The following is a 23,283-nucleotide window of genomic DNA, read 5'->3' as shown; positions in this document are numbered from 1 at the left end:
CCCGCCCTTGTGGCGGGGGTTTTCGCGTGCCCGGAAACCGGCGAGCGGTACCGGTCGCGAGGCGGTTGGTAGTCGGAGATGGCAAGAGCCGGCCGTGCCGTGCGCGGTTAGGCTGTCAGCGCATTGTATTCGGGCGGGTCCGCAACTGAAAGGTTGCGGACCCGCCCGTCTGCGTCTATAGGCTCAGGAGGTGGACAGGACGTCCCTGAGCTTGTAAATCCCGGCTCCGACGCCGAAGATGGCTCCCGCCACCAGGAACGCGATCACCGACACGCTGACGAGTAGGAACGCGACTCCGACAGCTCCAACGACACTGAAGAACGTGCTCATTTGGCCTCCTCCATTGCAGGCTCGGTGGGACGGGGTTGCCCTCACTCACATTCTCGCACATCGATTCATAGCTCGTAATGCGCATCACAAGTTAGGCAGGTCACATTAGTGTACACTGGTTCAGTCTCGCGGCTCCCCGAGGTGCCCATTCCGGAATCGGCCGAGCGGCGGTTGGCCGCCGTCGGGCGAGAACCCATCAACCTGCATCGGGCGCTCTCTCATGCTCCCCGACTGCTGGGGCCGATGCTCGATCTCATCCACGCCGTTCGTTACGAGGCCTCGGTTTCTCGGGCCTCGCGGGAGCTGCTCATCTGCCGGCTCGCCCAGATCGAAGGCTCTGCATACGAACTCGCCCATCACCTGCCCATGGCGATCGCAGCGGGGGTGAGCGGCGAGCAACTGGATCGGCTCGCCGAATGGCGCTCAGCAGATTGCTTCGGTGATGCCGAACGGGCCGTGCTCCAGTACGCCGAGCATCTCGGCACCGGCGCTGCATTCCAGTCGGATCTGCTTGCGGCGCACTTCGATCCGGTTCAGCAAACGGAATTGACCGTGGCCGGGGCGACCTATATCGCCCTGGCCCGAATCCTGCGGGCGCTCGACGTGCGGGTCGATGAGGGCCTCTCGTGACAGCGCGATCCCGAGTACACGGCATTTGCGACGTTTCGCGACGTAGAACTCCAGAACTGGACTAAAATTCTCCGAGTTCGGTGTCCTCCGGTCTCCTACTGGAGGACATGGCGAACCTGAAGAAGGTCGGATCGGTGAAACCTGCCAGCTGATCTGACGGCGAAGGGGGTGGCCGGCATCGGCCGCCCCCTGGTTTTCCCGGTTTCCTGTGGGTAAGGCGTATTCGAAGGCGATCGCGCTGAGGATGTAGACCTTGGAGGCGCGAATCGCCGGGGCGATGGCCGCCATCGGTCCCGCCGGGACCGCCGCGGCGAGGCAGCCGACGATGAGCAGGGTCGGTGCGGCGGAGGCACCGTCGCGTCGATGAAGCGGGGGAGGGGGAGGCGCTCGGCGCCACCCCCTCCTTTCCGGTTTCCTTTGAGAGTGAAGCTATTCGTAGGCGATGGCCCCCAGGACGTTGAGCTTCGCTGCGCGGGCTGCGGGGGCGATGGCGGCGAGTAGGCCCACTACCACGGCGGCGATCAGGTAGACCACGATCAGGAGCCACGGCAGCGCGAACTGCGTCAGGCCCTCTGATTCGAGCGCCTGCTGGACCGTCCAGCCCAGGCCGATGCCGACGGCGATGCCGAGCACCGCGCCGAACATGCAGATGATGACGCTCTCGATGGTGATCATGAGCCTGGCCTGGCCGCGGGTCATGCCGACGGCCCTGAGCAGGCCCAATTCCCTGGTGCGTTCGAGGACCGACAGGACGAGGGTGTTGACCACGCCGATGATCGCGATGATGATCGCGAGCATGAGCAGGATCTGGACGCTGATGAGGATGAAGTCGAGCTGGCTGGTCTGCTGTTCGACGAATTCGGCGTTGTTGGCTACGCCGACCTCGGGCTCGTCGGCGAGGAGGTCGCGGACCTGCTCTTGGACCGCCGCCACGTCCGCGCCTTCGGCGACGTCGATGTAGGCCTGCATCGGCTTCGGCAGGGTGAAGTGCTCGATCTGCTCGGGCGCGACCCAGAACCCGTCGGTGAGCTCGTAGCCGTCCAGGATCGCCTCGACTCTCAGCGTCTCGGAGGCGCCGTCGCCGAAGGTGGCCTCGACCGTGTCGCCGAGGCCGAGTCCGCGGTCGTCCGCGGTGTCCTCGTCGATGACGACGCCGTCGGCGCTCAGATCCTCGACCGAGCCCTCGGAGACGGTGCCGCCGAACACCTCGAGGCTGGCTCCCAAATCCTCGCTTGAGGAGAGCGGCGCGTCCTGCCCGTCGACCTGGGTGCCGAAGAAGTCGATGTAGACGTCCCCGACCTGGTCCACATCCGGCAGTCCCCGCAGCTCGGCGAGGGTCTGGCGCGAGAACGACGGGAGGTTGGCCCCGCCTTGGGCGCCGCTGACGATCAGGTCCGAGTTGAGGTTCAGGTCCAGTACTTCGGAAGTGGTGGCCTTGATGCTGGAGACCAGCGACGCGATACCGGTGATGAGCGCGACGGCGATCATGAGCGCCGAGGCGGTGATGGCGGTGCGCCGCGGGTTGCGGCCGGCGTTCAGCTTGCCGAGCTTGCCGGAGAACGACCACGACATGATCGCGCCGAGTCCGGCCACGAGCGGGCGGGAGATGATCGGAGTGAGCATGGTGATGCCAACGAACGCGATCCCGATGCCGGTGAGCATGCCCGTCAGTGTGTTGCCGCCGAGGTTGTCGGTCAGGCCGAGCACGAGCAGGACCGCTCCCGCTGCGAACACGATCGCGCCGGCGATGGTGATGGTGCGCAACGGCTTGGGCGGATTGACCGCCGCGCGCATCGCCGCCACCGGCGGGACGCCGGAGGCTTTGGTCGCGGGGACGAGTGCGGAGAGGAGGGTGACGCCGATGCCGACGGCCAGTGCCCACAGCGTGGTCGGCGGGACCAGCAGCTCGACCGGCAGGCCGTCGAAGAGGCTGGAGCTGACCAGTTGCGACAGGCCCCAGCCGAGCAGGACTCCGAGGCCGAGGCCGATGATGGAGGCGATCACGCCGATGACGAGCGCCTCGGCCAAGACCGACCTGACCACCTGGCCGCGACCGGCGCCGATGGCGCGCAGCAAGGCGAGTTCCCTTTGGCGCTGAGCGACGATGATGGTGAAGGTGTTGATGATCAGGAAGACCGAGACGAACACGGCGACCAGGCCGAAGCCGAGGAAGATGTAGCCCATGAAGTCGGCGACGACGGCGAAGCCCTCGGCGGCCTCCTCGCTGGCCTCGTCGCCGGTCTGGACCCGGTAGTCCGATCCGAGGGCCTCGGAGAGTTCGCCGGTGTCGACGTCGCCTGCGACGTAGACGGTCGTGTAGACGTCCTCGCCCTCGGTCATCAGCCGCTGGGCTTCGGCGGTGGTGAATCCGACCTGCGTCTCGCCCGCGAGGGAGTCCCGGTCGCCGGAGAGGCCGTAGACGCCGACGATGGTGTAGTCGGCCCGATCGGCGGTGTAGGAGTAGACGGTGACGGTGTCGCCGAGTTCGAGACCGGAGTCGGTGATGAACTTGCCGGAGACGGCGACTTCGTCGTCCGCGGTCGGTTCGCCGCCCTCCCGCATCTCTATGTAGCCGTCCTGGGCGTCGAGGGACTCCCAGTTGAAGCCGATGCTCGGGGCGAAGGCGCCGACGAGCTTGCCGTCGGCGCCGATGGCGTTGACCTGGCCTTCGACTGCCGGCCCGACGTCGGTGACGCCGGGGGCCGATTCGACTCGGCCGATCATCTCGGCCGGGACCGTTCCGGTGGTGCCCTGGCCGGTCGACCAGTCCGTTTCGGCCTCGTTCGAGGTGACGACGGCGTCGACACTGGAGTAGCCGTCGGCGATCGCGCCGCGCACGGAGTTGTCCATGGTGGAGGTGAGGATCATGGCCGCGGCGACGAACATGGTCCCGAGCAGTACGGCGATGCTGGTGAGGGCAAGTCGGGCTTTGCGACTGGCCATTCCTTTGAGAGTGGCACGCAACATGGGTCAGGCAACCTTGCTTTCGGCCGCGGCGACGAGCTCTTCGAAGTGCTTCATCTTGTCGATGATGGCGTCGGCGGTCGGCTCGTTCATCTCCTCGACGACCTGGCCGTCGGCGAGGAAGATGACCCGGTCGGCGTAGGCCGCGGCGTTCGGGTCGTGGGTGACCATGACGATGGTCTGGTCGAACTCGTCGACAGAGGTGCGCAGGAACTTGAGGACCTCGGCTCCCGAGCGGGTGTCGAGGTTGCCGGTGGGTTCGTCGGCGAAGACGACCTCGGGGCGGGAGGCGAGGGCGCGGGCGCAGGCGACGCGCTGCTGCTGGCCGCCGGACAGCTCGGTCGGTTTGTGGTCGAGTCGGTCGGCCAGGTCGAGGGTGTGGATGATGCGCTTGATCCAGTCGGGGTCGGCCTTGGTGCCGGCGATGGCGGCGGGGAGGGTGATGTTCTCTTCGGCCGTCAATGTCGGCAGGAGGTTGAACTGCTGGAAGATGAAGCCGATCTTGTCTCGGCGGAGCTTGGTGAGTGCCTTGTCGCCGAGGCCGGTGATGGTCGTGTCACCGACGCTGACCGTGCCGCGGTCGGTGGTGTCGAGTCCGGCGAGGCAGTGCATGAGGGTGGACTTGCCCGAGCCCGAAGGGCCCATGATGGCGGTGAAGGCGCCCGAGGAGAATTCGACCGAGACGTCGCGCAGGGCGACGACCTGTGCTTCACCGGAGCCGTAGGCCTTCCAGAGGCCTTCGGCTGCGACGGCGGCGGTCTTTACAGGGGATGCGGTGGACACGACGCGCTCTCTTTCGGTGATGGTGGCGGTGTTCCGAAAATTGAAGTTGAATGACATCGATGCATCAGATTATGACATCATACATGATGTCAATTAGCATCGCGGTACTTCCTTGATCATGGTTCGACCCTATGGGAGGTTCGGCGGGGACGCATCCGCTTTGAGGACGGTCTTGGCATCCGACTTGAGGTGTAGGAGGCGGTACCCGAGTACTACTTACCTGCCGGGTGTGACCAGGCCGCTCTCGTAAGCGAGGACGACCGCTTGGACCCGGTCGCGCACACCCAACTTGGTGAGCAGGTGCCCGACGTGGGTCTTCACGGTGGTCTCGCCGACGGTGAGGGAGTCGGCGATCTCGGCGTTCGTCAGGCCCTTGGCCAGCAGCATGAGTACTTCCCGCTCCCTGGCGGTGAGCGTCTTCAGCAGCGCGGGGGCCTTTGCGTTCTCCGGCCGGTGGTGTTCGGCGAAGCGGCCCAGCAGCGTCGAGAGGATGTGCGGGGCCACCACGGCTCCTCCTCGGTGGACGGTGCGGATCGCCTCGACCAGATCGGCTGCGGGGGCGTCCTTGGTGAGGAAGCCGGCGGCGCCGGCGTGCAGTGCGCCGACGACGTATTCGTCGAGGTCGAATGTAGTCAATACCAGTACTCTGGCCTTGAATGACGCCTCGACGATGTCGGAGGTGGCGGCAACTCCGTCGCGGCGCGGCATGCGGATGTCCATGAGGACGACGTCGGGCACGAGCCTCCTGGTCAGGTCGAACGCCTCGAAGCCGTCTGAGGCCTCGCCGACGATGTCGATGTCGGGCTCGGCGCCGAGTACCATCTTGAATCCGGCGCGCAGCAACTGCTGGTCGTCGGCCAGCAGCAGCCGGATCGGACGCTCGCTCATCGCTTCACTCCCTGGAGGTGGGCGTTCTTGGGGAACCGGGCCTCGACGAGGTAGCCTCCGCCGGACTGCGGCCCGGCCTGGAGCGTGCCGCCGTACAGCGTCGCGCGCTCCCTCATGCCGATGAGGCCGTGGCCGCCGCTGAAGCCGGTCATGACCGGAGCCCCACGACCGGAGTCGCCTATGGACACGCTGAACTGCAGTTCACCGTAGTCGACCACGACGCCGGCCTTCGCCTTCGGGCCGGCGTGCTTGATCGTATTGGTCAGCGCCTCCTGCACGATCCGGTAGACCGCGAGGCTCACGCCGGTCGGCAACGGGTATTCCGCGCCGCGTACGTTGTAGCGCACCGGCAACCCCGCCTCCTTGGTCTGGGCCACCAGCGCGCGCAGCGAGTCGACCGTCGGCTGCGGTTCCAGGTCGGCGTTGCCCGGATCCTCCTGGCCCTGGCGCAGGACGGTGAGGATGTCGCGCATCTCCCGCAGGGCGGTGCGGGCGGTCTGGTTGACCGTCGTCAGCGCTTCCTCGGCGGTGTCCGGATCGGTGCGCAGCACCCGCTTGGCGCCCTCGGACATGACGCCGATGACCGAGATGTGGTGGGCCACCACGTCGTGCAGCTCCCGGGCGATGCGCCGCTGCTCGTCGGCCACGGCCTGCGCGGCCAGAGCCTCCTGGCTCTGCTCGGCGATCCGGGCACGGTCGGACAGCTCCTCGACCTTCTCGCGACGGTTGCGCATCACCCAGCCGATCCAGAACACCGTCGCCGCGAGCACCAGGTTGATCAGTACGAGGACTGTGCCGGTGAGGTGGTCGCCCTCGCCGAGCCCCAGGAAGTAGACGACGCCCGCCACCGGAAGCCAGATCACCGCGCTCGCGATGAGCGCGCGAGGCAGCGTCCGATAGACCGCGGCCGTGTAGGTCAGGACGAAGAAGCCGATGCCGCTGTCGGCGCCGAGGGTCCGGAGCGGCTCGACGGTGACCGCGACGATCAGAATGGTGAGCGACAGTCCGACGGCGCCCCAGAACCATTTGCGGCGCAGGCAGATCGAGGTGAACGGGACCAGGAGCATGCCGGCGTCCGCCCACGAGAAGCCGATGTCGGGGGTGATTTGGACCGAGGCCAGATAGAAGCCCTGGTACATGACCGCCATGGCGGCCGCGAAGAGAGTGTCGGAAAGGAACGGGCGCTCGTGGAACCAACATCGGAGGCTTCTGAGGCGTTCGGCGGCTTGCACGTTCCAACCGTAGCGGTCGGGCTGACCGAACTCATCGAACGCGAGAACGACTCCCGTCTCCGTCTCAGGTAGGAGGCATCTCCAGGCCGGGCAGGACCGTCGGCAGCGGATAGCTCGGCGGCTCGCCCCCGAACTCGGGGCACCGCTGCTGGTGCGCGCACCAGTCGCACAGCTTCGACTTCTGAGCGCGGAACCGGCCGGTGGCGATCGCCTCGCGCATCGTCGCCCACAGTGCCTTCAGCCCCTTCTCGAAGCTCTCCAGCTCGGCGAGGGTGGGGGAGTAGTCGAGGAACTGCCCGTCCCCGAGGTACATGAGCCGCAGCAGCTTCGGGACCGTCCCGCGGGTGCGCCACCACACGAGCGCATAGAACTTCATCTGGAAGATCGGCTTCTCGCAGAACCGCTCGGGCGGGCGGCGTCCGGTCTTGTAGTCGACCAGGCGCACCAGGCCGTCGCCGTTGACGTCGGCGCGGTCGATGAAGCCCTTGAGCCGGGTGCCGTCGTCGAGCGTGGTCGTCACAAGGCACTCGGTCCGGTACGGCTCCAGCCTCGTCGGGTCCTCCATGCTGAAGTAGGTCTCGACCAGGCGGCGCACGCCGCGCAGCCACGCCGACTCGTCGTCGAGGCCGTTGAACAGTTCGGAGACGTCCTCGCCTGCCTGGAGCCTTGCCCACTCGGGCTCGATCAGTGCCAGCGCCTCCTCGGGGGTGCGCCTGCCCGCCTCGACCTCGTAGAGGCGCTCCAGCACAGAGTGGACGAGCGTCCCCTGGACCTGCGCCTTCGAGGACGGCTCGGGCAGTCGGTCGACCGCGCGGAGCCGATACAGCAGCGGGCACTGCTGGAAGTCGAGGGCGCGCGAGGGTGACAACTGGGTCGGACGGGTGGCCTGCGGCATCCTCTAAGCCTATGACGTCCGCGCTCGCGAACACGAGGCCGCCCGACCGTCGCCAAGAAAACATAACGGGTGTACTGTTTAATCATGAGCACCGACGCGACACCCTCCCCCGAGCAGGCCCTGTCGTTCGGACAGGCCGCCGAGCTCTACAACGCCACCCGCCCCGCCTATCCCGCCGAAGCCCTCGGCTGGATGCTCGGTGACGATCGGCTCGACGTCATCGACGTCGGCGCCGGCACCGGCCTGCTCACCCGCGGCCTCATGGCCCGGGGCCACCGTGTCACCGCCGTCGAACCCGACGCCGAGATGCTCGGGACCCTCACCGCCGCCGGCCCTGGCCTCGCCGCCGGCCTCCAAGGGAGCGCCGAAGACCTCCCTATCTCCGACGCCTCGGCCGACGCCGTCACGGCCGGCCAGGCCTTCCACTGGTTCGATCGCGAACGCGCCCTCCCCGAGATCCGCCGCGTCCTTCGAGACGGCGGCGTCCTCGCCCCCATCTGGAACACCCGCGACGAGACTGTCGACTGGGTCGCGGCGCTCACGGGCATCATCGGGGCCTCCAAAGGCGAACGCACCGCACAAGCCGCCGCCGAACCCGGATTCTTCGGCCCGCACTTCGCCGACCCCGAAGTCCGGATCTTCCGGCACGAGAAGACCTTCGACGGACCCGGCCTCCTCCGCCTCGTCCAATCCCGCTCGGTCTACCTCACCGCCGACCCGGGGCGCAGACGCGAGATCACCGCCGGCGTCGAGGACCTGGTCGCGAACCACCCCCGACTCGCCGGACGCGGCGCCTTCGCGATGCCGTACGCGACCTACGCCTTCAGAGCGCGCCCGAACTGACGGCCCGAGCACGACGCGTAGCATTGCCGCCGATGTCGACAGTGATGCCGTTCCGCCGTTCCGGATTCACCCTGTGCCGAGTCCGGGGGATCCCGGTAGTCCTCGGCTACACCTGGCTGCTCCTGGCCGCCATGGTCGTCGCCGTCTACGCCCCGATAGTGCGCCGCTCCGTCCCCGGCATCGGCGACGGCACCTCCTACCTCGTCGCCGCACTGTTCGCCGTCACCCTGCTCGTCTCCGTGTTCCTCCACGAACTCGGCCACGCCCTGGTGAGCCTGCGCGCCGGCATCGGGGTGCGCCAGATCAACCTCGACGCACTCGGCGGCTTCACCGAGATGGACCGCGAGGCAGCCCGGCCCGGCACCGCCGCTGCGATCGCACTGGCCGGACCGGCCGTCTCGGCCTTCCTCGGGGCAGCCGGACTGGCGGGCCTCGCCGTGACCGATCCCGGCTCGCTCCCCTGGCAGCTGTCCTTCCAGGTGTGCGTCGCGAACCTCCTCGTCGCCGTCTACAACCTCCTGCCCGGACTGCCGCTCGACGGCGGCAAGGCCGTCCAGGCCGGCATCTGGGCCGCCACCGGCGATCGGTGGACCGGATACCGCCTCGCCGGCTGGGCCGGGCGGCTGGTCGCCCTCGGCACCGCCGGAGGCGGACTGTGGCTGTTCGCCAACCGATGGTTCAGCTGGTTCGGCCTCATCCTGCTCGCCCTGGTCGCCTTCGAACTGTGGCGAGGGGCCACCTCCGCGATCAAGGCCGGGAGCATGGGACCCAAGATCAACGGTCTGGACGCCGCCGCGCTGGCCCGCGCCGTCGCGGTCGTACCGGCCTCGGCCACCCTCGGCGAGGCTCTGGCCGCCGCCGACGGCCGCGAGGTCGTGGCCGTCGCCGAACGGCCCGTCGGGATCCTGGACCGTGTCGCGGCCGAGGCCGTCCCCTCCGACCAGGTCGCGTCCATGCCCCTGGACGGACTGCTGCGCTCGGCCGGGCCGATCCCCGGCATCGAGGCGGGACTGCGGGGCCAGGCCCTGGTCGACGCGATCGGGCGCAGCCGCGCCGAGGAGTACTTCGTGGTCGAGGAGGGCCGTCTGACAGGGCTGCTCTACACCGCCGACGTCGTCCGCGCCCTCCGCTAAGATGCTTCGGGCCTATCCGAAGGAGAACACGACCGTGTCAGACGAGCTCAAGGCGGGCGACCGCGTCCAGTTGACCGACGCGAAAGGCCGCAAGGCCACCATCACCCTCGCCGAAGGTGGCGTCTTCCACACCCACCGCGGCCAAATCCTGCACGACGACCTCATCGGCCGGCCCGACGGCGTCACCGTGACCTCCTCGGGCGGCACGGCCTACCTGGCGCTGCGCCCGCTCCTGCCTGACTACGGGCTGTCGATGCGGCGCGGGGCGCAGGTCATCTATCCCAAGGACATCGCCCAGATTCTCACCTTCGGAGACATCTACCCCGGCGCGCGCGTAGTCGAGGCCGGTGCCGGCTCGGGCGCGCTCACCAACTGGCTGCTGCGCTCGGTCGGGCCGGAGGGCCACGTCCACTCCTGGGAGCTGCGCGAGGACTTCGCCGAGATCGCCCGTCAGAACGTCGCCGGGTGGTACGGCAAGGCGCCCGACAACTGGACGCTGACGGTCGGCGACGTCGCCGAGGCCGACCTGGAACCGGTCGACCGCGTCGTCCTCGACATGCTCAGTCCTTGGGACGCCCTGGACACTGTTGACCGGATCCTGCGGCCCGGCGGCGTCTTCATCGGCTACGTCGCCACCACGACGCAGATGTCCGAGCTGGTCGAGGCTCTGCGGGGGCGCCGGACCTTCACCGAACCGGAGGCGTGGGAGACGATGTTGCGCGGTTGGCACCTGGAGGGTTTGGCGGTGCGCCCGGATCACCGCATGGTCGCCCACACCGCGTTCCTCGTCACCGCCAGGAAGCTCGCGCCGGGCACTGTCGCGCCGACGCGGAAGTACAAGCCGTCGAAGGGCCAGCAGGCCCTGCGCGAGCGCAACGCCCGGATCGCGCAGGCGGCCGAGGTATCCGAGTCGGATTCCTGACAACGCAAGACCGTCCTAATCGGCGTCGGCCCCGGGCCCGGCGACGGGCGCCTTGTCGGCGCTGCCGCGGACGTAGATGCACTCTCCGGGGCAGTCATGAGCCGCGTTCACAATGTCCAGACGCAGGCGCTCGGGGACTCGCGTTTGCGAACCCTCCGTAGTCAACAGGTCGCCGTCTGCGTTCTTCACGTAGGCGAGGCCGTCGATGTCGAACTCGAACACATCGGGGGCGTACTGGACGCACAATCCATCCCCTGTGCAGGCGTCCTGGTCGATCGACACTTCGAGTTCACGTTCCTCAGCCATGTCCCCCAGATTAATTGCAGCCGAGAATGTAGCGCAATGTCGGTGTCGAGTCTTACTATTGGCGTCCCCAGCCAGCTACGGTTGGAGTAGGACCCTCACTCGGGAGGTGTGATCCGTGGCACGAAGCAACGATGACCGTCGACAGGGACTGGGCCGGGACTCAGAGCACGACGAACTGTCAGGACAGGTCGAAGAGCTCCAAGAGGAACTGGCCGCGGCTCGCCGTCGACTCACCGAAACACCCCGGCATGTCCACATTCTGGAAGAGCGGCTCGCCGCCGCTCAGTCCCAGATCGATCGGCTGTCGGACCAGAACGAACGACTCGTGGCGACCCTGAAGGAGGCCCGCGAGCAGATCGTCTCACTGAAGGAGGAGATCGACCGGCTCGCGCAGCCGCCGTCCGGATACGGCGTCTTCCTCGGAGCCCGTGAGGACGGGACCGTGGACGTCTTCACCTCCGGGAGGAAGTTCCGTGTCGCGCTCGCCCCGTCGATTGACGTCGACGAGCTCGAGCGCGGCCAGGAAGTCCTGCTCAACGACGCCATGAACGTCGTCGAGGTGCTCCAGTACGAGCGCATCGGCGAGGTGGTGACGCTCAAGGAGCTCATCGAGACGAACGACGGAGGGCCGCCCGACCGGGCGCTGGTGACCAGCCACGCCGACGAGGAGCGCGTCGTGCTGCTGTCGGACGCCCTCATGAACTCGCCGCTGCGCGCCGGCGACTCGATCATGATCGAGCCGCGGGCCGGTTACGCCTACGAGCGGATCCAGAAGAGCGAGGTCGAAGAGCTCGTCCTCGAAGAGGTCCCCGACGTCGACTACTACGACATCGGCGGGCTCGACGGCCAGATCGAGCTCATCCGGGACGCCGTCGAGCTGCCGTTCCTGCACGCGGACCTGTTCCGCGAGCACGAGCTGCGCGCCCCCAAGGGCGTGCTGCTGTACGGCCCGCCCGGCTGCGGCAAGACGCTCATCGCGAAGGCCGTCGCGAACTCGCTGGCCAAGAAGGTCGCCGAGATGCGCGGTGAGGAGGCCTCCTCGAAGAGCTACTTCCTCAACATCAAGGGCCCCGAGCTGCTGAACAAGTACGTCGGCGAGACCGAGCGGCACATCCGCCTGGTCTTCCAGCGCGCTCGTGAGAAGGCCAGCGAAGGCATGCCGGTCATCGTGTTCTTCGACGAGATGGACTCGATATTCCGCACCCGCGGTTCAGGAGTCTCCTCCGACGTGGAGAACACCATCGTCCCCCAGCTGCTGTCGGAGATCGACGGCGTGGAGGGCCTGGAGAACGTCATCGTCATCGGCGCCTCGAACCGCGAGGACATGATCGACCCGGCGATCCTGCGGCCCGGCCGCCTGGACGTCAAGATCAAGATCGAGCGGCCCGACGCCGAGTCGGCGAAGGAGATCTTCTCGAAGTACATCACCCAGAACCTGCCGCTGCACGCCGACGACCTCGCCGAGCACGACAAGGACCGCGAGGCCACGGTGTCCTCGATGATCCAGGCGGTGGTCGAGCGGATGTACTCCGAGGTCGAGGAGAACCGCTTCCTGGAGGTCACCTACGCGGACGGGGACAAGGAGGTCCTGTACTTCAAGGACTTCAACTCGGGCGCCATGATCGAGAACATCGTGGCCCGGGCCAAGAAGATGGCGATCAAGGACTTCCTGACATCGCAGTCGAAGGGACTGCGGCTCACGCACCTCATCGACGCCACCGTCGATGAGTTCCGCGAGAACGAGGACCTGCCGAACACCACCAACCCCGACGACTGGGCGCGGATCTCCGGCAAGAAGGGCGAGCGGATCGTCTACATCCGCACGCTCGTCTCCGGCAAGGGCTCCGACTCCGGCCGCAGCATCGACACCGTGTCGAACACCGGTCAGTACCTGTAGCGCGGGGCTGCATCCGGCACCGAGTGAGTGATCCGATCGGCCGGCGGGCTAACCCGCCGGCCGATCGGCGTCTCCGACCAACCGCGTGATCAGCAGGGTCGTGTCGTCCGAGCGGACGTAGCGGCCGGTACGGAAGTCGTGGCGCAGCCGCGCGCGCAGCCGGTGCGGATCCCGCTCGCCTTCGCTCACGTGTCTGTCGACCAGGTCGATCAGCGGGAAGTTCTCCCCGGCGCGGTTGCGCGCCTCGACCAGACCGTCGGAGTAGGCGATGATCAGCGCGCCGGGGCGCAGTGGTCGCTCTAGCACCTCGGCGGACGTCGGACCGAATTCCGCCAGACCCAGCGGCGGCCGAGGCTTGGGTGAGAGCGGCTCGGTCCGGTCGTGGACGATCAGCGGCGGCGGGTGCCCGCACAGCATCACGCGTACGAGGTGCTCCCCGGGAGGGATCTCGATGAGGGCGGCGGTCGCGAACGTCTGCTCCCATTCGCTGCGCCCGCGGTTGTCCAGCGCCACCCGTCGCTCCAGGCGCGCGGCCAGAGCCGTCAGATCCGGATCGTCCAGGACGCCCTCGCGGAAGCTGCCGAGGACCGCCTCGGTGATGCGGACCGTGCTCAGGCCGTGGCCCTGGACGTCGCCGATGGCGAGGCGGATCCCGTGGTCGGTGCGGTGGACGTCGAAGAAGTCGCCGCCGACCAGTCCCGGACTTCCCGCGGCGGTCCGGTACGCCGAGGCGACCTTGAGCGGCCCGACGTGCTCGGGGAGCTCGGGCAGGATCGCCAGTTGCGTCGTCTCGGCGACGCTGGTCATCTTCAGCAGCCGAAGCACCACCCGGTCCCTTATCCAGGCGAGCAGGACCGACAGCGAGCCGAGTGAGAGGATCGCGATCACGTCGGGCCAGCCGCTCGCCGGCAGCTCCAGCAGGCCGAACGCATTCCTGCCCGAAGCGACGAACGTGGCCACAGCCAGGACTGCCAACGTGGTCGCTACGGGGCCGTTGACGAGCGCGGTCAGCACCGGGAAGGTGAAGATCAGGTACGTGTAGCGCAGGAAGTCGGGGTCGATGGCGAAGAAGACCAGCGGCGTCATCGCCAGGAGCGGGAGCAGGCGCAGCCACAGCACCGAGCGCGGATCGCCGCCGGTGATACGCGTCCACGGACTTTCGTTCGGCAGGTAGGAGCGAGTGAACCCCTGGTCCTGATGCGCCTCCCTCATCCTCCCCATCGAGGTGATCGTATGCGGCAGAGACGGATCGATTTGCGAGATCGAGGATTCGGCAGGTCCGGAGGCGCTCAGGCAAGCCCGAATCGCATAAATCCGATTGGAAGCGGTCGCAAGGAGCCGTTGCGGCGAACGACGGACTACGCTCAAAGGCATGACCGTACGCCGCATTATGGGCACTGAGATCGAATACGGGATCAGCGTGCCCGGCCAGCCAGGGGCCAACCCGATGGTGACCTCTTCCCAGATCGTCAACGCCTACGCCGCGCGTCCCGAGCTGTCGAAGGGAGGTCGGGCGCGGTGGGACTACGAAGAGGAGACGCCCCTGCGCGACGCGCGCGGCTTCACCTACACCGGCGCCCTCTATGATCCGGCCGAGAACCTGGCCGACGAGGACACCGGTCTGGCCAACGTCATCCTCACCAACGGCGCGCGGCTGTACGTCGACCACGCCCACCCCGAATACTCCACGCCCGAGGTCACCAACCCGCGCGAGATCGTCCTGTTCGACAAGGCCGGCGAGATGACCATGGCCGAGGCGGCGCACCGCGCCGCCCACACGCCCGGCATCGGTCCGATCAACCTGTACAAGAACAACACCGACAACAAGGGCGCCTCCTACGGCGCGCACGAGAACTACCTCATGTCGCGCCAGACCCCGTTCTCCGAGATCGTCTCCCACTTCACGCCGTTCCTCGTCACCCGCCAGGTGTTCTGCGGGGCCGGGCGCGTCGGCATCGGCCAGGACGCCTCCGAGGCCGGATTCCAGATCTCCCAGCGGGCCGACTTCTTCGAGGTCGAGGTGGGCCTGGAGACCACGCTCAAGCGGCCGATCATCAACACCCGCGACGAGCCGCACGCCGACGCCGAGCGCTACCGGCGCCTGCACGTCATCATCGGCGACGCGAATCTCGCCGAGAACGCCACGTTCCTCAAAGTCGGCACCGCCTCGATCGTGCTGTCGATGATCGAAGCCGGCGCCTTCGACGGCTCCCTGGCGATCAGCGAGCCCGTCGCCGAGCTGCGCGCGGTCAGCCACGACCCGTCGCTGTCGCACAAGATCGAGCTGCGCAACGGCAAGCGGATGACGGCCGTCGAATTGCAACAGTCGATCCTGGAACAGGCCGAGGACTACTGCGGCGCGGACGCCGACCCCGACACGCGCGAAGTCCTCGACAAGTGGGCCCACGTGCTCGACGCGCTGGCCCGCGACCCGTCCGAGCTGTCCGACATGCTCGACTGGCCGGCGAAGCTCTCGCTGCTCAACCGATACCGCGAGCGCGAGGATCTCGACTGGGGCGCGTCGAAGCTCCAGGCGATCGACCTGCAGTACCACGACGTGCGCCCTGAGAAGGGCCTGTACCACCGGCTGGTCAAGCGCGGGTCGATGCAGCGGTTGCTGGCCGACGTCGAGGTCATGGATGCCATGACCGAGCCGCCTGCGGACACGCGGGCGTTCTTCCGCGGCCGGTGCCTCGCCCGCTACCCGTCCGAAGTCGTTGCGGCGTCCTGGGACTCGGTGATCTTCGACGTCGGTGCGGACTCGCTGGTGCGGGTTCCGATGATGGAGCCGGAGAGAGGCACCAAGGTGCACGTGGGAGAGCTGTTCGACCGTTGCGAGGCCGCCAAGGACCTCCTCGACGTCATCACCGCCGAGTAGGGCCTGTTCGCCCTGGGCGTATTTCCCAGCCGTCCGGCATCGGACGGTGATGTCGTAATCTCCCTGTGTGCTCGTCTTTCACCCATGTGGGATGTTTCGGGCGTCGGAATATTGCGGGCCGGAACGGCGTCGTATCTGGCGTGGTGTCGTACCTTCGCGGTACGGTTTATTCACCGTCGGTCGAAGGCCGGCGTTCGAAGGTAGAAGGGAAAAGCGATGGCAGCGAAGGACTCCGGCGGGCAGTCGCAGTCGCAGCGGTCACGGCAGGACACTGACGCCGAGGCCACAGAGGCCGCTGTCGACCCCGAGATTGCCGAGCGTCACGAAGAGATCACCGAGGAAGTAGACGACCTGCTCGACGAGATCGACGATGTCCTGGAGACCAACTCCGAGGAATTCGTCCGCTCGTTCGTGCAAAAGGGCGGCCAGTAGAAGGCCCCCTGCCAGTGGACAAAGGGTTGCCTGGTGCGTCCTGGCGACGATGACCGGCTCAAGATCGGCCGGTCTAGCGAAGCTCGTCGGCTGTAGTTTGGTGACGCACCAGGTGCTCTGCACCACCGACGGCCCTTCGGTTCGACAGGCCACCGAACACGGGCCGCGCTATTGAATATGGAAATAGGGAGGTCAAGTCGTGACAGGTGAAGGAATCCCAGGCAAGCTACCGAACGCGTATATGACGGCTGGAACCTCCTCGTTCTCGGAGTTTCTGATCCAGGCCGCCCCCGAGCTGCTCCCGGGCAGACGCCCGCTGCCGCCGGGGGACTATGCCGAGGTGAGCGCGCATGCGACCACGATCGTCGCCATGAAGACCGCCGAGGGCGTCGTGATGGCGGGCGACCGACGAGCCACAATGGGCAATTACATCTCCAGCCGCGATATCGAGAAGGTCTTCGCCGCCGACGGCTACTCGCTGATCGGCATCGCGGGGACGGCCGGCCTCGGCATCGAGCTTGTCAAGCTCTACCAGGTCGAACTCGAACACTACGAGAAGATCGAAGGCGCGCCGCTGACCTTGAGCGGCAAGGCCAACCGGCTTGCCACGATGCTCAGGGGCAACCTCGGCATCGCCCTCCAGGGCCTCGCCGTCGTCCCCCTGCTGGCCGGATACGACCAGGACGCCGCCGAAGCCGAAGCCGGCAAGATCTACAGCTTCGACGTCGTGGGCGGCATCTACGAGGAGCGAGACTACGACTCGATCGGCTCGGGATCGATATTCGCCAAGAGCGCGCTGAAGAAGCGCTTCCGGCGGGGACTGAGCTCCGAGGAGTGCGTCAAACTCGCCGTCGAATCGCTGTACGACGCCGCAGACGACGACTCCGCCACCGGAGGACCCGACCCCACCCGCGACCTCTACCCGGTCGTCATGACCGCCACGGCCGAAGGCACCAAGCGAGTCGACGAGGCCGCCGTGGCCGAAGTGGCACGCGAGGTCATCGCCGCCCGCACCGAGAACCCCTACGGCTGAGAGGACCACGGACATGGGAATGCAGTTCTACACCAGTCCCGAGCAGATCATGCGGGACCGGTCCGAATACGCCCGCAAGAACATCGCGCGCGGACGCAACGTCGTGGTGCTCTCCTGCGCCGACGGGGTCCTCTTCGTCGCCGAGAACGTCTCGACGGCCCTCCACAAGCTCTACGAGCTCTACGACCGTATCGGCTTCGCCGCCGTCGGCAAGTACAACGAGCTGGAGAACCTGCGCACCGCGGGCGTCAGGATGGCCGACCTCCGCGGCTACTCCTACGACCGCCGCGACGTCACCGCCGCCTCGCTGGCCAAGGCCTACGCCCAGACGCTCGGATCGATCTTCACCGAGCAGACCAAGCCGTTCGAGGTCGAGATCTGCGTAGCCGGCGTCGGGTCCGCCCCCGAGGACGATGAGCTTTACCGGCTCACATTCGACGGGTCGATCCTCGACGAACCGGGCTACCTCGCCATGGGCGGCCAGGCCGACCAGCTCGTCGAGGTCCTCAAGGTCGGGCACGACTTCAACGCGCCGTTGGCCGACGCGTTCGCACTGGCGCTGAGCGCCCTCACCTCCGGGGGCGACAACGGCTCCAGGCGGGAGCTCACCACCGACGTCATGGAGGTGGCGATGCTCGAACGAGCCCGTCCCGGCCGGGTCTTCCGCCGCATCGAGGGCGCCGCCCTCGAAGCGCTCATGCCGATCGCAGGATCCGCATCCTCGGTCGAAACCGACGAGACCGGGGCCTTCGACGAGGGCCCCGAGGCGACCGAGTCCTGACGGACGCGTCGAGCCGAAGCCCCGCCGCCGAACCGCGTTTTCGCGGCCAGGCGGCGGGGAACCATTGGGAAGGCCGGCGACGGCCGGAACCGGAGTCCGCTCCGGTCGCGACGCGGATCGATCCCACTCATGTGGATGGTCGTCGCCGGCCCGACCGGGGCAGTCGTCTACAGCTCCATAGTGCCTGTCGCGTTCTGGGACCGTTTGATCGCGGGGGGTGTTCTCCTCATACGAATCGGGGTAGGGTTTCGACATGGACAGGCGCATTTTCGGACTAGAGACCGAATACGGGGTCACTTGCACATTTAGGGGACAGCGCCGCCTCTCCCCGGACGAGGTGGCCCGCTACCTCTTCAGGCGCGTCGTCAGCTGGGGGCGCTCCTCCAACGTCTTCCTCCGCAACGGCGCCCGGCTGTACCTCGACGTGGGGTCCCACCCCGAGTACGCCACTCCCGAGTGCGACTCGGTCGAAGACCTCGTCAAGCACGACCGGGCGGGGGAGCGGATACTCGAAGGACTCATGATCGACGCCGAGAAGCGCCTCCACGACGAAGGCATAGCCGGCGACATCTACCTGTTCAAGAACAACACCGACTCGGCCGGCAACTCCTACGGCTGCCACGAGAACTACCTGGTCAGCCGCCACGGAGAGTTCGGCCGCCTCGCCGAGGTGCTCATCCCGTTCCTGGTCACACGGCAGTTGATCTGCGGGGCCGGGAAGGTCCTCCAGACCCCCAGAGGCGCCCGCTACTGCCTGTCGCAGCGCGCCGAGCACATCTGGGAGGGCGTCTCCTCGGCAACGACCCGTTCGCGTCCGATCATCAACACCCGCGATGAACCACACGCCGACGCCGAGCGCTACCGGCGCCTCCACGTCATCGTCGGCGACTCCAACATCAACGAGATCACCACGATGCTCAAGCTCGGCTCCGCCGACCTCGTGCTGCGGATGATCGAGACCGGCGTGACGATGCGCGACCTCACCTTGGAGAACCCGATCCGGGCCATCCGCGAGATCAGCCACGACACCACCGGCAAGCGCCTGGTCCGACTCGCCTCCGGCCGCGAGGCCTCCGCCCTGGACATCCAGCGCGAATACCTCGAGAAGGCCATGGACTTCGTCGACCAGCGCGGCGCTGACGCGGTCACCAAGCGCGTCCTCGAACTGTGGGGGAGGGTCCTCCAGGCCGTCGAGACCGGCGACCTCGACTCGGTCGCCCGCGAGATCGACTGGGTCGCCAAGCTCAAGCTCATCGAGCGCTACCGGGAGAAGCGCGGCCTGGCCCTGTCCAGCCCGCGCGTCGCCCAACTCGACCTGGCCTACCACGACATCCGGCGCGGCCGCGGCCTGCACCACCTCATGGAGGCCCGCGGCGAGGCCGAGCGCCTCACCCACGACGTCGAGGTCTTCGAGGCCAAAGAGGTGCCGCCGCAGACCACCCGCGCCCGCCTGCGGGGCGAGTTCATCCGTAAGGCCCAGGAGCGGCGGCGCGACTTCACCGTCGACTGGGTCCACCTCAAGCTCAACGACCAGGCCCAGCGCACCGTGCTGTGCAAGGACCCGTTCCGCTCCCGCGATGAACGCGTCGACAAGCTCATCGCCAGCATGTGAGGAAACCAGTGAGTCACCACGACTCCGGCCAACGCGAAGGCCGCGAGCCTGAACGGGGCGGCCGCCGTGGCCTGTGGGACCCGGTCGAGGCCTACAAGCGCAGGACCGAGCGCATCCGCGAGGAGATCGCACGCAACCGCCGTGGTGAGTACACGGTCCCCACCTGGGTGCTCGCGCTCGCGCTGGCGGGCGTGGTCGCCCTGTGGATTCTCGTCCTGTTCGTTCTCTAGCCGCGCGAGAGCGCCAAGAGCGCGGCGTGGCGCCCGGCGGCGGCCTCCGCCACGAAGTAGACGCGGTCGCGGTCCAGACCGCGGCCCATGGTCGACAGCCGCACCGGCAGCGCCTCCATGGCCTCGACCAGCCCCGAGCAGTCGACCTCGACCAGCCGGTGTCGGTCGGGCAGCCCGGCGAGCTGCGATTTGATCTTCGACTCCAGCTCGGCGGGCAGCTCGTCCGGGACGGGGATGTCGGCGCCGGAGAGCGCGACCTTGCCGTAGGCGGTCATGGAGTGGTGCGAGACGCCGCGGTGGCGCTCCCTGGCGTCGCCTTCGCTGATGCGGAGCGAGGCCACGGGGCGTCCGCCGAGCACGGCGGCGGCGTTGACGGCCTCGCCCGCGGCGGTCCCGGAGAAGCCCCAGACGGTCCCGGTGCCGAGGTTTCCCGGGCCTTGGGCGACGATCGCGATGTCGGCTCCGCCGACGACCTTCGCGGCGATGAGCGCGTTGTGGACGTTCGTGGCCTCCAGGTCCCCGCCGAAGCACTGCCCGGCCGTGACGACCGTGCAGAGCCGGTCCGAGAGCTGGTCGAGCTGGCGGGAGAACCAGGCGGGGAGCGACCCTCCGTCGGTCATGACGTAGGCGACCTTCGCGTCCGGCGCGGTCGCGTGGATTCCGGCGAGGACCGGAGCGAGCGCCGAATGCAAGTCCGCGACGACCACCGGCATCCCGCCGAGGTCCTCGCAGCCCTCGACCGCGGCCCGGTGCGGCGAGTCGTCCTCGTCGACGGCCAGGCGCATCGCCTGCATCGGCGTGTAGCGGGCCTTGACGATGTGCCCCGGCGCCTCCACGTCCGGCGGGAGCCGATCGGGCAAGGCCACGACCAGCGCGTATCCGCCGGTGCCGAGGCCCTTGGCGATGGCGTTGCAGTTGAGCAGGACCCGGTCCCCGGCCTCGGGCGCGCCGACGAGCTCGTCATATGCCAGGCCCCGGCACGAGAACGCCCCCTCGCTCTCGCGGGCCTCGACGTCGACCTCCAGCTCGGTGCAGCCCCGCCAGCCGCCGCGAACTGCGCGAACGGTGCCGTATCGCCATCTGATCACGACCGGACACTATCAAGGGGCCGGGCGGGGCCGGTGCACGGCTCGCGCGGCTCGCCGAGGGGCGACCTGGATGGCGAGCACCTGCCCGAGGGCATAATCTGGGCAGGTGTCGAACGATCGCACTGAACGGCTGGTGAACCTGGTGTTGTGCCTGCTGTCGTCGCGGCGCTTCCAAACGGCGAGCAAGATCGCCAGGACCGTCCCCGGCTACGAGCACGACCCAGAAGACAAGCGCGCCCACGAAGCGTTCCAGCGCAAGTTCGAACGCGACAAGGCCGAGCTGCGCCGCATCGGAGTCCCCCTCCAATCCGGGGTCGACCCCTACTTCGACACCGAACCGGGCTACCGCATCGCCCGCGGCGACTTCGAGCTGCCGCAGATCGAATTCACCGACGCCGAGGCCGCCGCCGTCGCAGCCGCCGCCAGGCTCTGGCACCAGCCCGAACTCCAGTCCGGGACCGCCCAGGCCCTGCGAAAGCTCCGCGCCGCCGGCATCGACGTCGAGTCCCACGCCGCCTCCAGCCCGGTCAAGGCACTGCCCGGCACCGAGGCCGCGCTCTCGCCACTGCTGGAGGCCATCGCCTCGCGCCGCGCCGTCGCCTTCGACTACATGGGCCCCCGCGACGGGACTCCGCAGCACCGCCGCCTTCAACCGTGGGGCTGCGCCGCCTGGCGCGGCCGCTGGTACGTCGCCGGCTACGACCTCGATCGCGCCGCCCAGCGCGTCTTCAGGCTCACCCGCATCAACGGGAACGTCCGGCTGACCGGCCCCGAAGACGCCTACACGATCCCCGACGACGTCGACGTGCTCGCCTTCGCCTCCGAGGCCGAGGAGCAGCACATCCCCTCGCGAGCGAGGGTCGTGGTGCGGCCCCGCACCGCCTGGGGCGTGCGCCGCCGCGCCGACCAGATCGGGCCCAGGCGCGAGGAGGGCGACGAGGTGTGCTTCTCCTACACCGACACGCCCCACACCGCCTCCTGGCTCGCCTCGTTCGGCTCCGACGTGCTCGTACTGGAACCGCCGGACCTGGTCAAGGAGACCGTCACGTGCCTGCAGAACCTCGCGGAGGACCCGGCATGACCAACACGAGGGTCGCCAGGCTGCTGAACCTGGTCCCGTACCTGGTCGCCCGCCCCGAAGGGGTGCCGATCAGCGAACTCGCCGACGACTTCGGCGTCCCGGTCGTCCAGATCCGGGCCGACCTGACGCTGCTGTGGATGTGCGGCCTGCCCGGCTACGGCCCCGGCGACCTCATCGACATCGCCTTCGACGCCGACACCGTCCGCGTCATCTTCGCGGCCGGCATGGACAGGCCCGTGCGCCTCGCCGGCCACGAGGCCCTCGCCCTGTCGGTGGCACTGCGGGTCCTGGCGGACACGCCCGGCGTCGGCGACCGGGCCGCGATCGCCTCGGCACTCGACAAGCTCGCCGCGGCCGCAGGCGTCGAGGCCACCGAGGTGCCCGTCCGTGACACCGTCGCCGAGGCCGACGTCGAACGCTACGCGGCCCTGGTCGAATCCGGGAATGCCGCCCGCATCACCTACTACTCGGCCAGCCGCGACACCACCTCCGAACGCATCATCGACCCCATCGAGGTCGTCGCCGCAGAAGGCCACGCCTACCTGCGGGCCTGGTGCCGCTCCGCCGAAGAGGTCCGCCAGTTCCGCCTCGACCGCATCGACGCCTGCACCGTCATCGACGAGCCCGCCGCGTCCTCGGCCGGACTGGCGAGCCGCGGACCTGCGGGAGCCGCGGACAGCGCCGAACCGGCCCCGACCGCGTTCCTGGAGGCCGAGCTGCCTCGCATCGAACTGCGCGTCGGTCCGGGCGCGAAGTCGATCACCGACTCCTACCCGTGCGAGGAGGTCGTCGGCGAGGCCGACGGCCACCGCAGGGTCACCATGCGCGTCCGCGACCTCGACTGGGCTCGCCGCCTCGTCCTCGGTCTCGGCGGGGAGGCACAGGTCATCGCCCCTGCCGAGCTGCGCGAATCGGTCAAGGACTCCGCGAGGGCCGCCCTCGCCCGGTACGCGGACGCCGCTAGACTGTCGCAATGATCTGGGCGATATCGGGCGCACTGGCGCTCGCCGGGCTCGTGCTGCTGGGGGTCGCCGCCCTCAAGCTCCTGGGCCCCCTCCGTGAACTCAACGCCGGGCTCGACCGACTCAAGGAACGCGCCGAACAGGCGCAGGAACTCTCCGAACGCCTGAACGCGACCATGGCCGACGCCGAGCGCGTAGCGGGCTCAATGCCGCAGAAGTGACACGGTCCCGTAATCGGAGCCACATTCTGATAAAGATCGGAGATCTCTGAGGCTCCTGTGTTGACGGAACTGTCAACCGTCGGTCATGCTTGTCCGGCTCGCCGACTATCGAGGCAGGCGGCTCGCACGCTCTTCTGGGCCC

General features: G+C 68.1%; 23 protein-coding genes. 14 read left to right on the top strand and 9 right to left on the bottom strand.

Annotation, left to right across the window (positions count from 1 at the left end):
• Positions 1–183: 183 nt before the first annotated feature.
• Positions 184–330 (bottom strand): hypothetical protein, encoded by a 147-nt coding sequence (locus tag L0U85_RS11960; protein ID WP_241377990.1) that lies wholly within the window; start codon positions 328–330, stop codon positions 184–186.
• Between the two features lie 141 nt (positions 331–471).
• Between L0U85_RS11960 and L0U85_RS11955 the strand changes: the two genes are divergently transcribed.
• Positions 472–960 (top strand): carboxymuconolactone decarboxylase family protein, encoded by a 489-nt coding sequence (locus tag L0U85_RS11955; protein WP_241377989.1) that lies wholly within the window; start codon positions 472–474, stop codon positions 958–960.
• A gap of 429 nt (positions 961–1,389) precedes the next feature.
• Here the strand turns inward: L0U85_RS11955 and L0U85_RS11950 are convergent, their stop codons facing one another.
• The 5 genes from L0U85_RS11950 to L0U85_RS11930 form a co-directional block, all read right to left on the bottom strand.
• Positions 1,390–3,903, bottom strand: a complete 2,514-nt coding sequence (locus L0U85_RS11950; protein ID WP_241377988.1) for an FtsX-like permease family protein — start codon at positions 3,901–3,903, stop codon at positions 1,390–1,392.
• Between the two features lie 27 nt (positions 3,904–3,930).
• Positions 3,931–4,707, bottom strand: a complete 777-nt coding sequence (locus L0U85_RS11945) for an ABC transporter ATP-binding protein (protein WP_241377987.1) — start codon at positions 4,705–4,707, stop codon at positions 3,931–3,933.
• Between the two features lie 216 nt (positions 4,708–4,923).
• Entirely contained in the window at positions 4,924–5,595 is a 672-nt protein-coding gene (locus L0U85_RS11940) for a response regulator transcription factor (protein ID WP_241377986.1), read from the bottom strand.
• Positions 5,592–6,827: a sensor histidine kinase gene (locus L0U85_RS21320; RefSeq protein ID WP_241377985.1), complete on the bottom strand. Its 1,236-nt coding sequence runs from the start codon at positions 6,825–6,827 to the stop codon at positions 5,592–5,594. The genes L0U85_RS11940 and L0U85_RS21320 overlap by 4 nt, the downstream gene beginning before the upstream one ends.
• Before the next feature lie 64 nt (positions 6,828–6,891).
• Positions 6,892–7,722, bottom strand: a complete 831-nt coding sequence (locus L0U85_RS11930; RefSeq protein WP_241377984.1) for a RecB family exonuclease — start codon at positions 7,720–7,722, stop codon at positions 6,892–6,894.
• Between the two features lie 84 nt (positions 7,723–7,806).
• Here L0U85_RS11930 and L0U85_RS11925 point away from each other — a divergent pair, with 84 nt between their 5' ends.
• From L0U85_RS11925 to L0U85_RS11915, 3 genes are read left to right on the top strand one after another with little or no spacing between them, the layout of a single operon-like run.
• Positions 7,807–8,565 carry a class I SAM-dependent methyltransferase gene (locus L0U85_RS11925; protein WP_241377983.1) on the top strand — a complete coding sequence of 253 codons (759 nt, stop codon included), beginning with the start codon at positions 7,807–7,809 and terminating at the stop codon, positions 8,563–8,565.
• A gap of 32 nt (positions 8,566–8,597) precedes the next feature.
• Positions 8,598–9,698 (top strand): M50 family metallopeptidase, encoded by a 1,101-nt coding sequence (locus tag L0U85_RS11920; protein ID WP_241377982.1) that lies wholly within the window; start codon positions 8,598–8,600, stop codon positions 9,696–9,698.
• 34 nt (positions 9,699–9,732) lie between these two features.
• Positions 9,733–10,620, top strand: coding sequence for a tRNA (adenine-N1)-methyltransferase (locus L0U85_RS11915; RefSeq protein WP_241377981.1), 888 nt, complete (start codon positions 9,733–9,735; stop codon positions 10,618–10,620).
• Between the two features lie 15 nt (positions 10,621–10,635).
• Here the strand turns inward: L0U85_RS11915 and L0U85_RS11910 are convergent, their stop codons facing one another.
• A complete protein-coding gene (locus L0U85_RS11910) occupies positions 10,636–10,935 on the bottom strand; it encodes a ferredoxin (protein ID WP_347177428.1) in 300 nt (99 codons plus the stop codon).
• 106 nt (positions 10,936–11,041) lie between these two features.
• Here L0U85_RS11910 and arc point away from each other — a divergent pair, with 106 nt between their 5' ends.
• A complete protein-coding gene (gene arc, locus L0U85_RS11905) occupies positions 11,042–12,823 on the top strand; it encodes a proteasome ATPase (protein WP_241377979.1) in 1,782 nt (593 codons plus the stop codon).
• Positions 12,824–12,871: 48 nt separating this feature from the next.
• Here arc and L0U85_RS11900 read toward each other — a convergent pair whose 3' ends face one another.
• Positions 12,872–14,044: a PP2C family protein-serine/threonine phosphatase gene (locus L0U85_RS11900; protein ID WP_241377978.1), complete on the bottom strand. Its 1,173-nt coding sequence runs from the start codon at positions 14,042–14,044 to the stop codon at positions 12,872–12,874.
• A 151-nt stretch (positions 14,045–14,195) separates the two neighbouring features.
• Between L0U85_RS11900 and dop the strand changes: the two genes are divergently transcribed.
• The 6 genes from dop (at position 14,196) to L0U85_RS11870 (ending at position 19,789) form a co-directional block, all read left to right on the top strand.
• Positions 14,196–15,701, top strand: a complete 1,506-nt coding sequence (gene dop / locus L0U85_RS11895) for a depupylase/deamidase Dop (RefSeq protein ID WP_241377977.1) — start codon at positions 14,196–14,198, stop codon at positions 15,699–15,701.
• A 216-nt stretch (positions 15,702–15,917) separates the two neighbouring features.
• Positions 15,918–16,133, top strand: a complete 216-nt coding sequence (locus tag L0U85_RS11890) for a ubiquitin-like protein Pup (protein ID WP_241377976.1) — start codon at positions 15,918–15,920, stop codon at positions 16,131–16,133.
• Positions 16,134–16,374: 241 nt separating this feature from the next.
• A complete protein-coding gene (prcB, locus tag L0U85_RS11885) occupies positions 16,375–17,166 on the top strand; it encodes a proteasome subunit beta (RefSeq protein WP_241377975.1) in 792 nt (263 codons plus the stop codon).
• Positions 17,167–17,179: 13 nt separating this feature from the next.
• Positions 17,180–17,947, top strand: coding sequence for a proteasome subunit alpha (prcA, locus tag L0U85_RS11880; RefSeq protein WP_241377974.1), 768 nt, complete (start codon positions 17,180–17,182; stop codon positions 17,945–17,947).
• Between the two features lie 253 nt (positions 17,948–18,200).
• The gene (gene pafA / locus L0U85_RS11875) at positions 18,201–19,559 is read left to right on the top strand and encodes a Pup--protein ligase (protein ID WP_241377973.1); all 1,359 of its coding nucleotides are present in this window, start codon (positions 18,201–18,203) and stop codon (positions 19,557–19,559) included.
• An 8-nt stretch (positions 19,560–19,567) separates the two neighbouring features.
• The gene (locus tag L0U85_RS11870; RefSeq protein ID WP_241377972.1) at positions 19,568–19,789 is read left to right on the top strand and encodes a hypothetical protein; all 222 of its coding nucleotides are present in this window, start codon (positions 19,568–19,570) and stop codon (positions 19,787–19,789) included.
• Here L0U85_RS11870 and L0U85_RS11865 read toward each other — a convergent pair.
• A complete protein-coding gene (locus tag L0U85_RS11865) occupies positions 19,786–20,877 on the bottom strand; it encodes a DUF3866 family protein (RefSeq protein WP_241377971.1) in 1,092 nt (363 codons plus the stop codon). The genes L0U85_RS11870 and L0U85_RS11865 overlap by 4 nt on opposite strands.
• Positions 20,878–20,983: 106 nt before the next feature.
• Here L0U85_RS11865 and L0U85_RS11860 point away from each other — a divergent pair, with 106 nt between their 5' ends.
• The 3 genes from L0U85_RS11860 to L0U85_RS11850 are packed head-to-tail and all read left to right on the top strand — an operon-like array spanning position 20,984 to position 23,141.
• Complete coding sequence (locus L0U85_RS11860; RefSeq protein WP_241377970.1) at positions 20,984–21,958, top strand: WYL domain-containing protein; 975 nt, start codon at positions 20,984–20,986, stop codon at positions 21,956–21,958.
• Positions 21,955–22,935 carry a WYL domain-containing protein gene (locus L0U85_RS11855; RefSeq protein ID WP_241377969.1) on the top strand — a complete coding sequence of 327 codons (981 nt, stop codon included), beginning with the start codon at positions 21,955–21,957 and terminating at the stop codon, positions 22,933–22,935. Before L0U85_RS11860 ends, L0U85_RS11855 begins: the two co-directional genes overlap by 4 nt.
• Positions 22,932–23,141 (top strand): hypothetical protein, encoded by a 210-nt coding sequence (locus L0U85_RS11850; protein WP_241377968.1) that lies wholly within the window; start codon positions 22,932–22,934, stop codon positions 23,139–23,141. The genes L0U85_RS11855 and L0U85_RS11850 overlap by 4 nt, the downstream gene beginning before the upstream one ends.
• The last annotated feature ends 142 nt before the right edge of the window (positions 23,142–23,283 follow it).

Source organism: Glycomyces sp. L485, from assembly GCF_022548875.1.
In the GTDB taxonomy this organism is placed as follows: domain Bacteria; phylum Actinomycetota; class Actinomycetes; order Mycobacteriales; family Micromonosporaceae; genus Glycomyces.
Note: the sequence above shows the minus strand (reverse complement) of the source record. Positions and strands in the feature narration are given on the sequence as shown.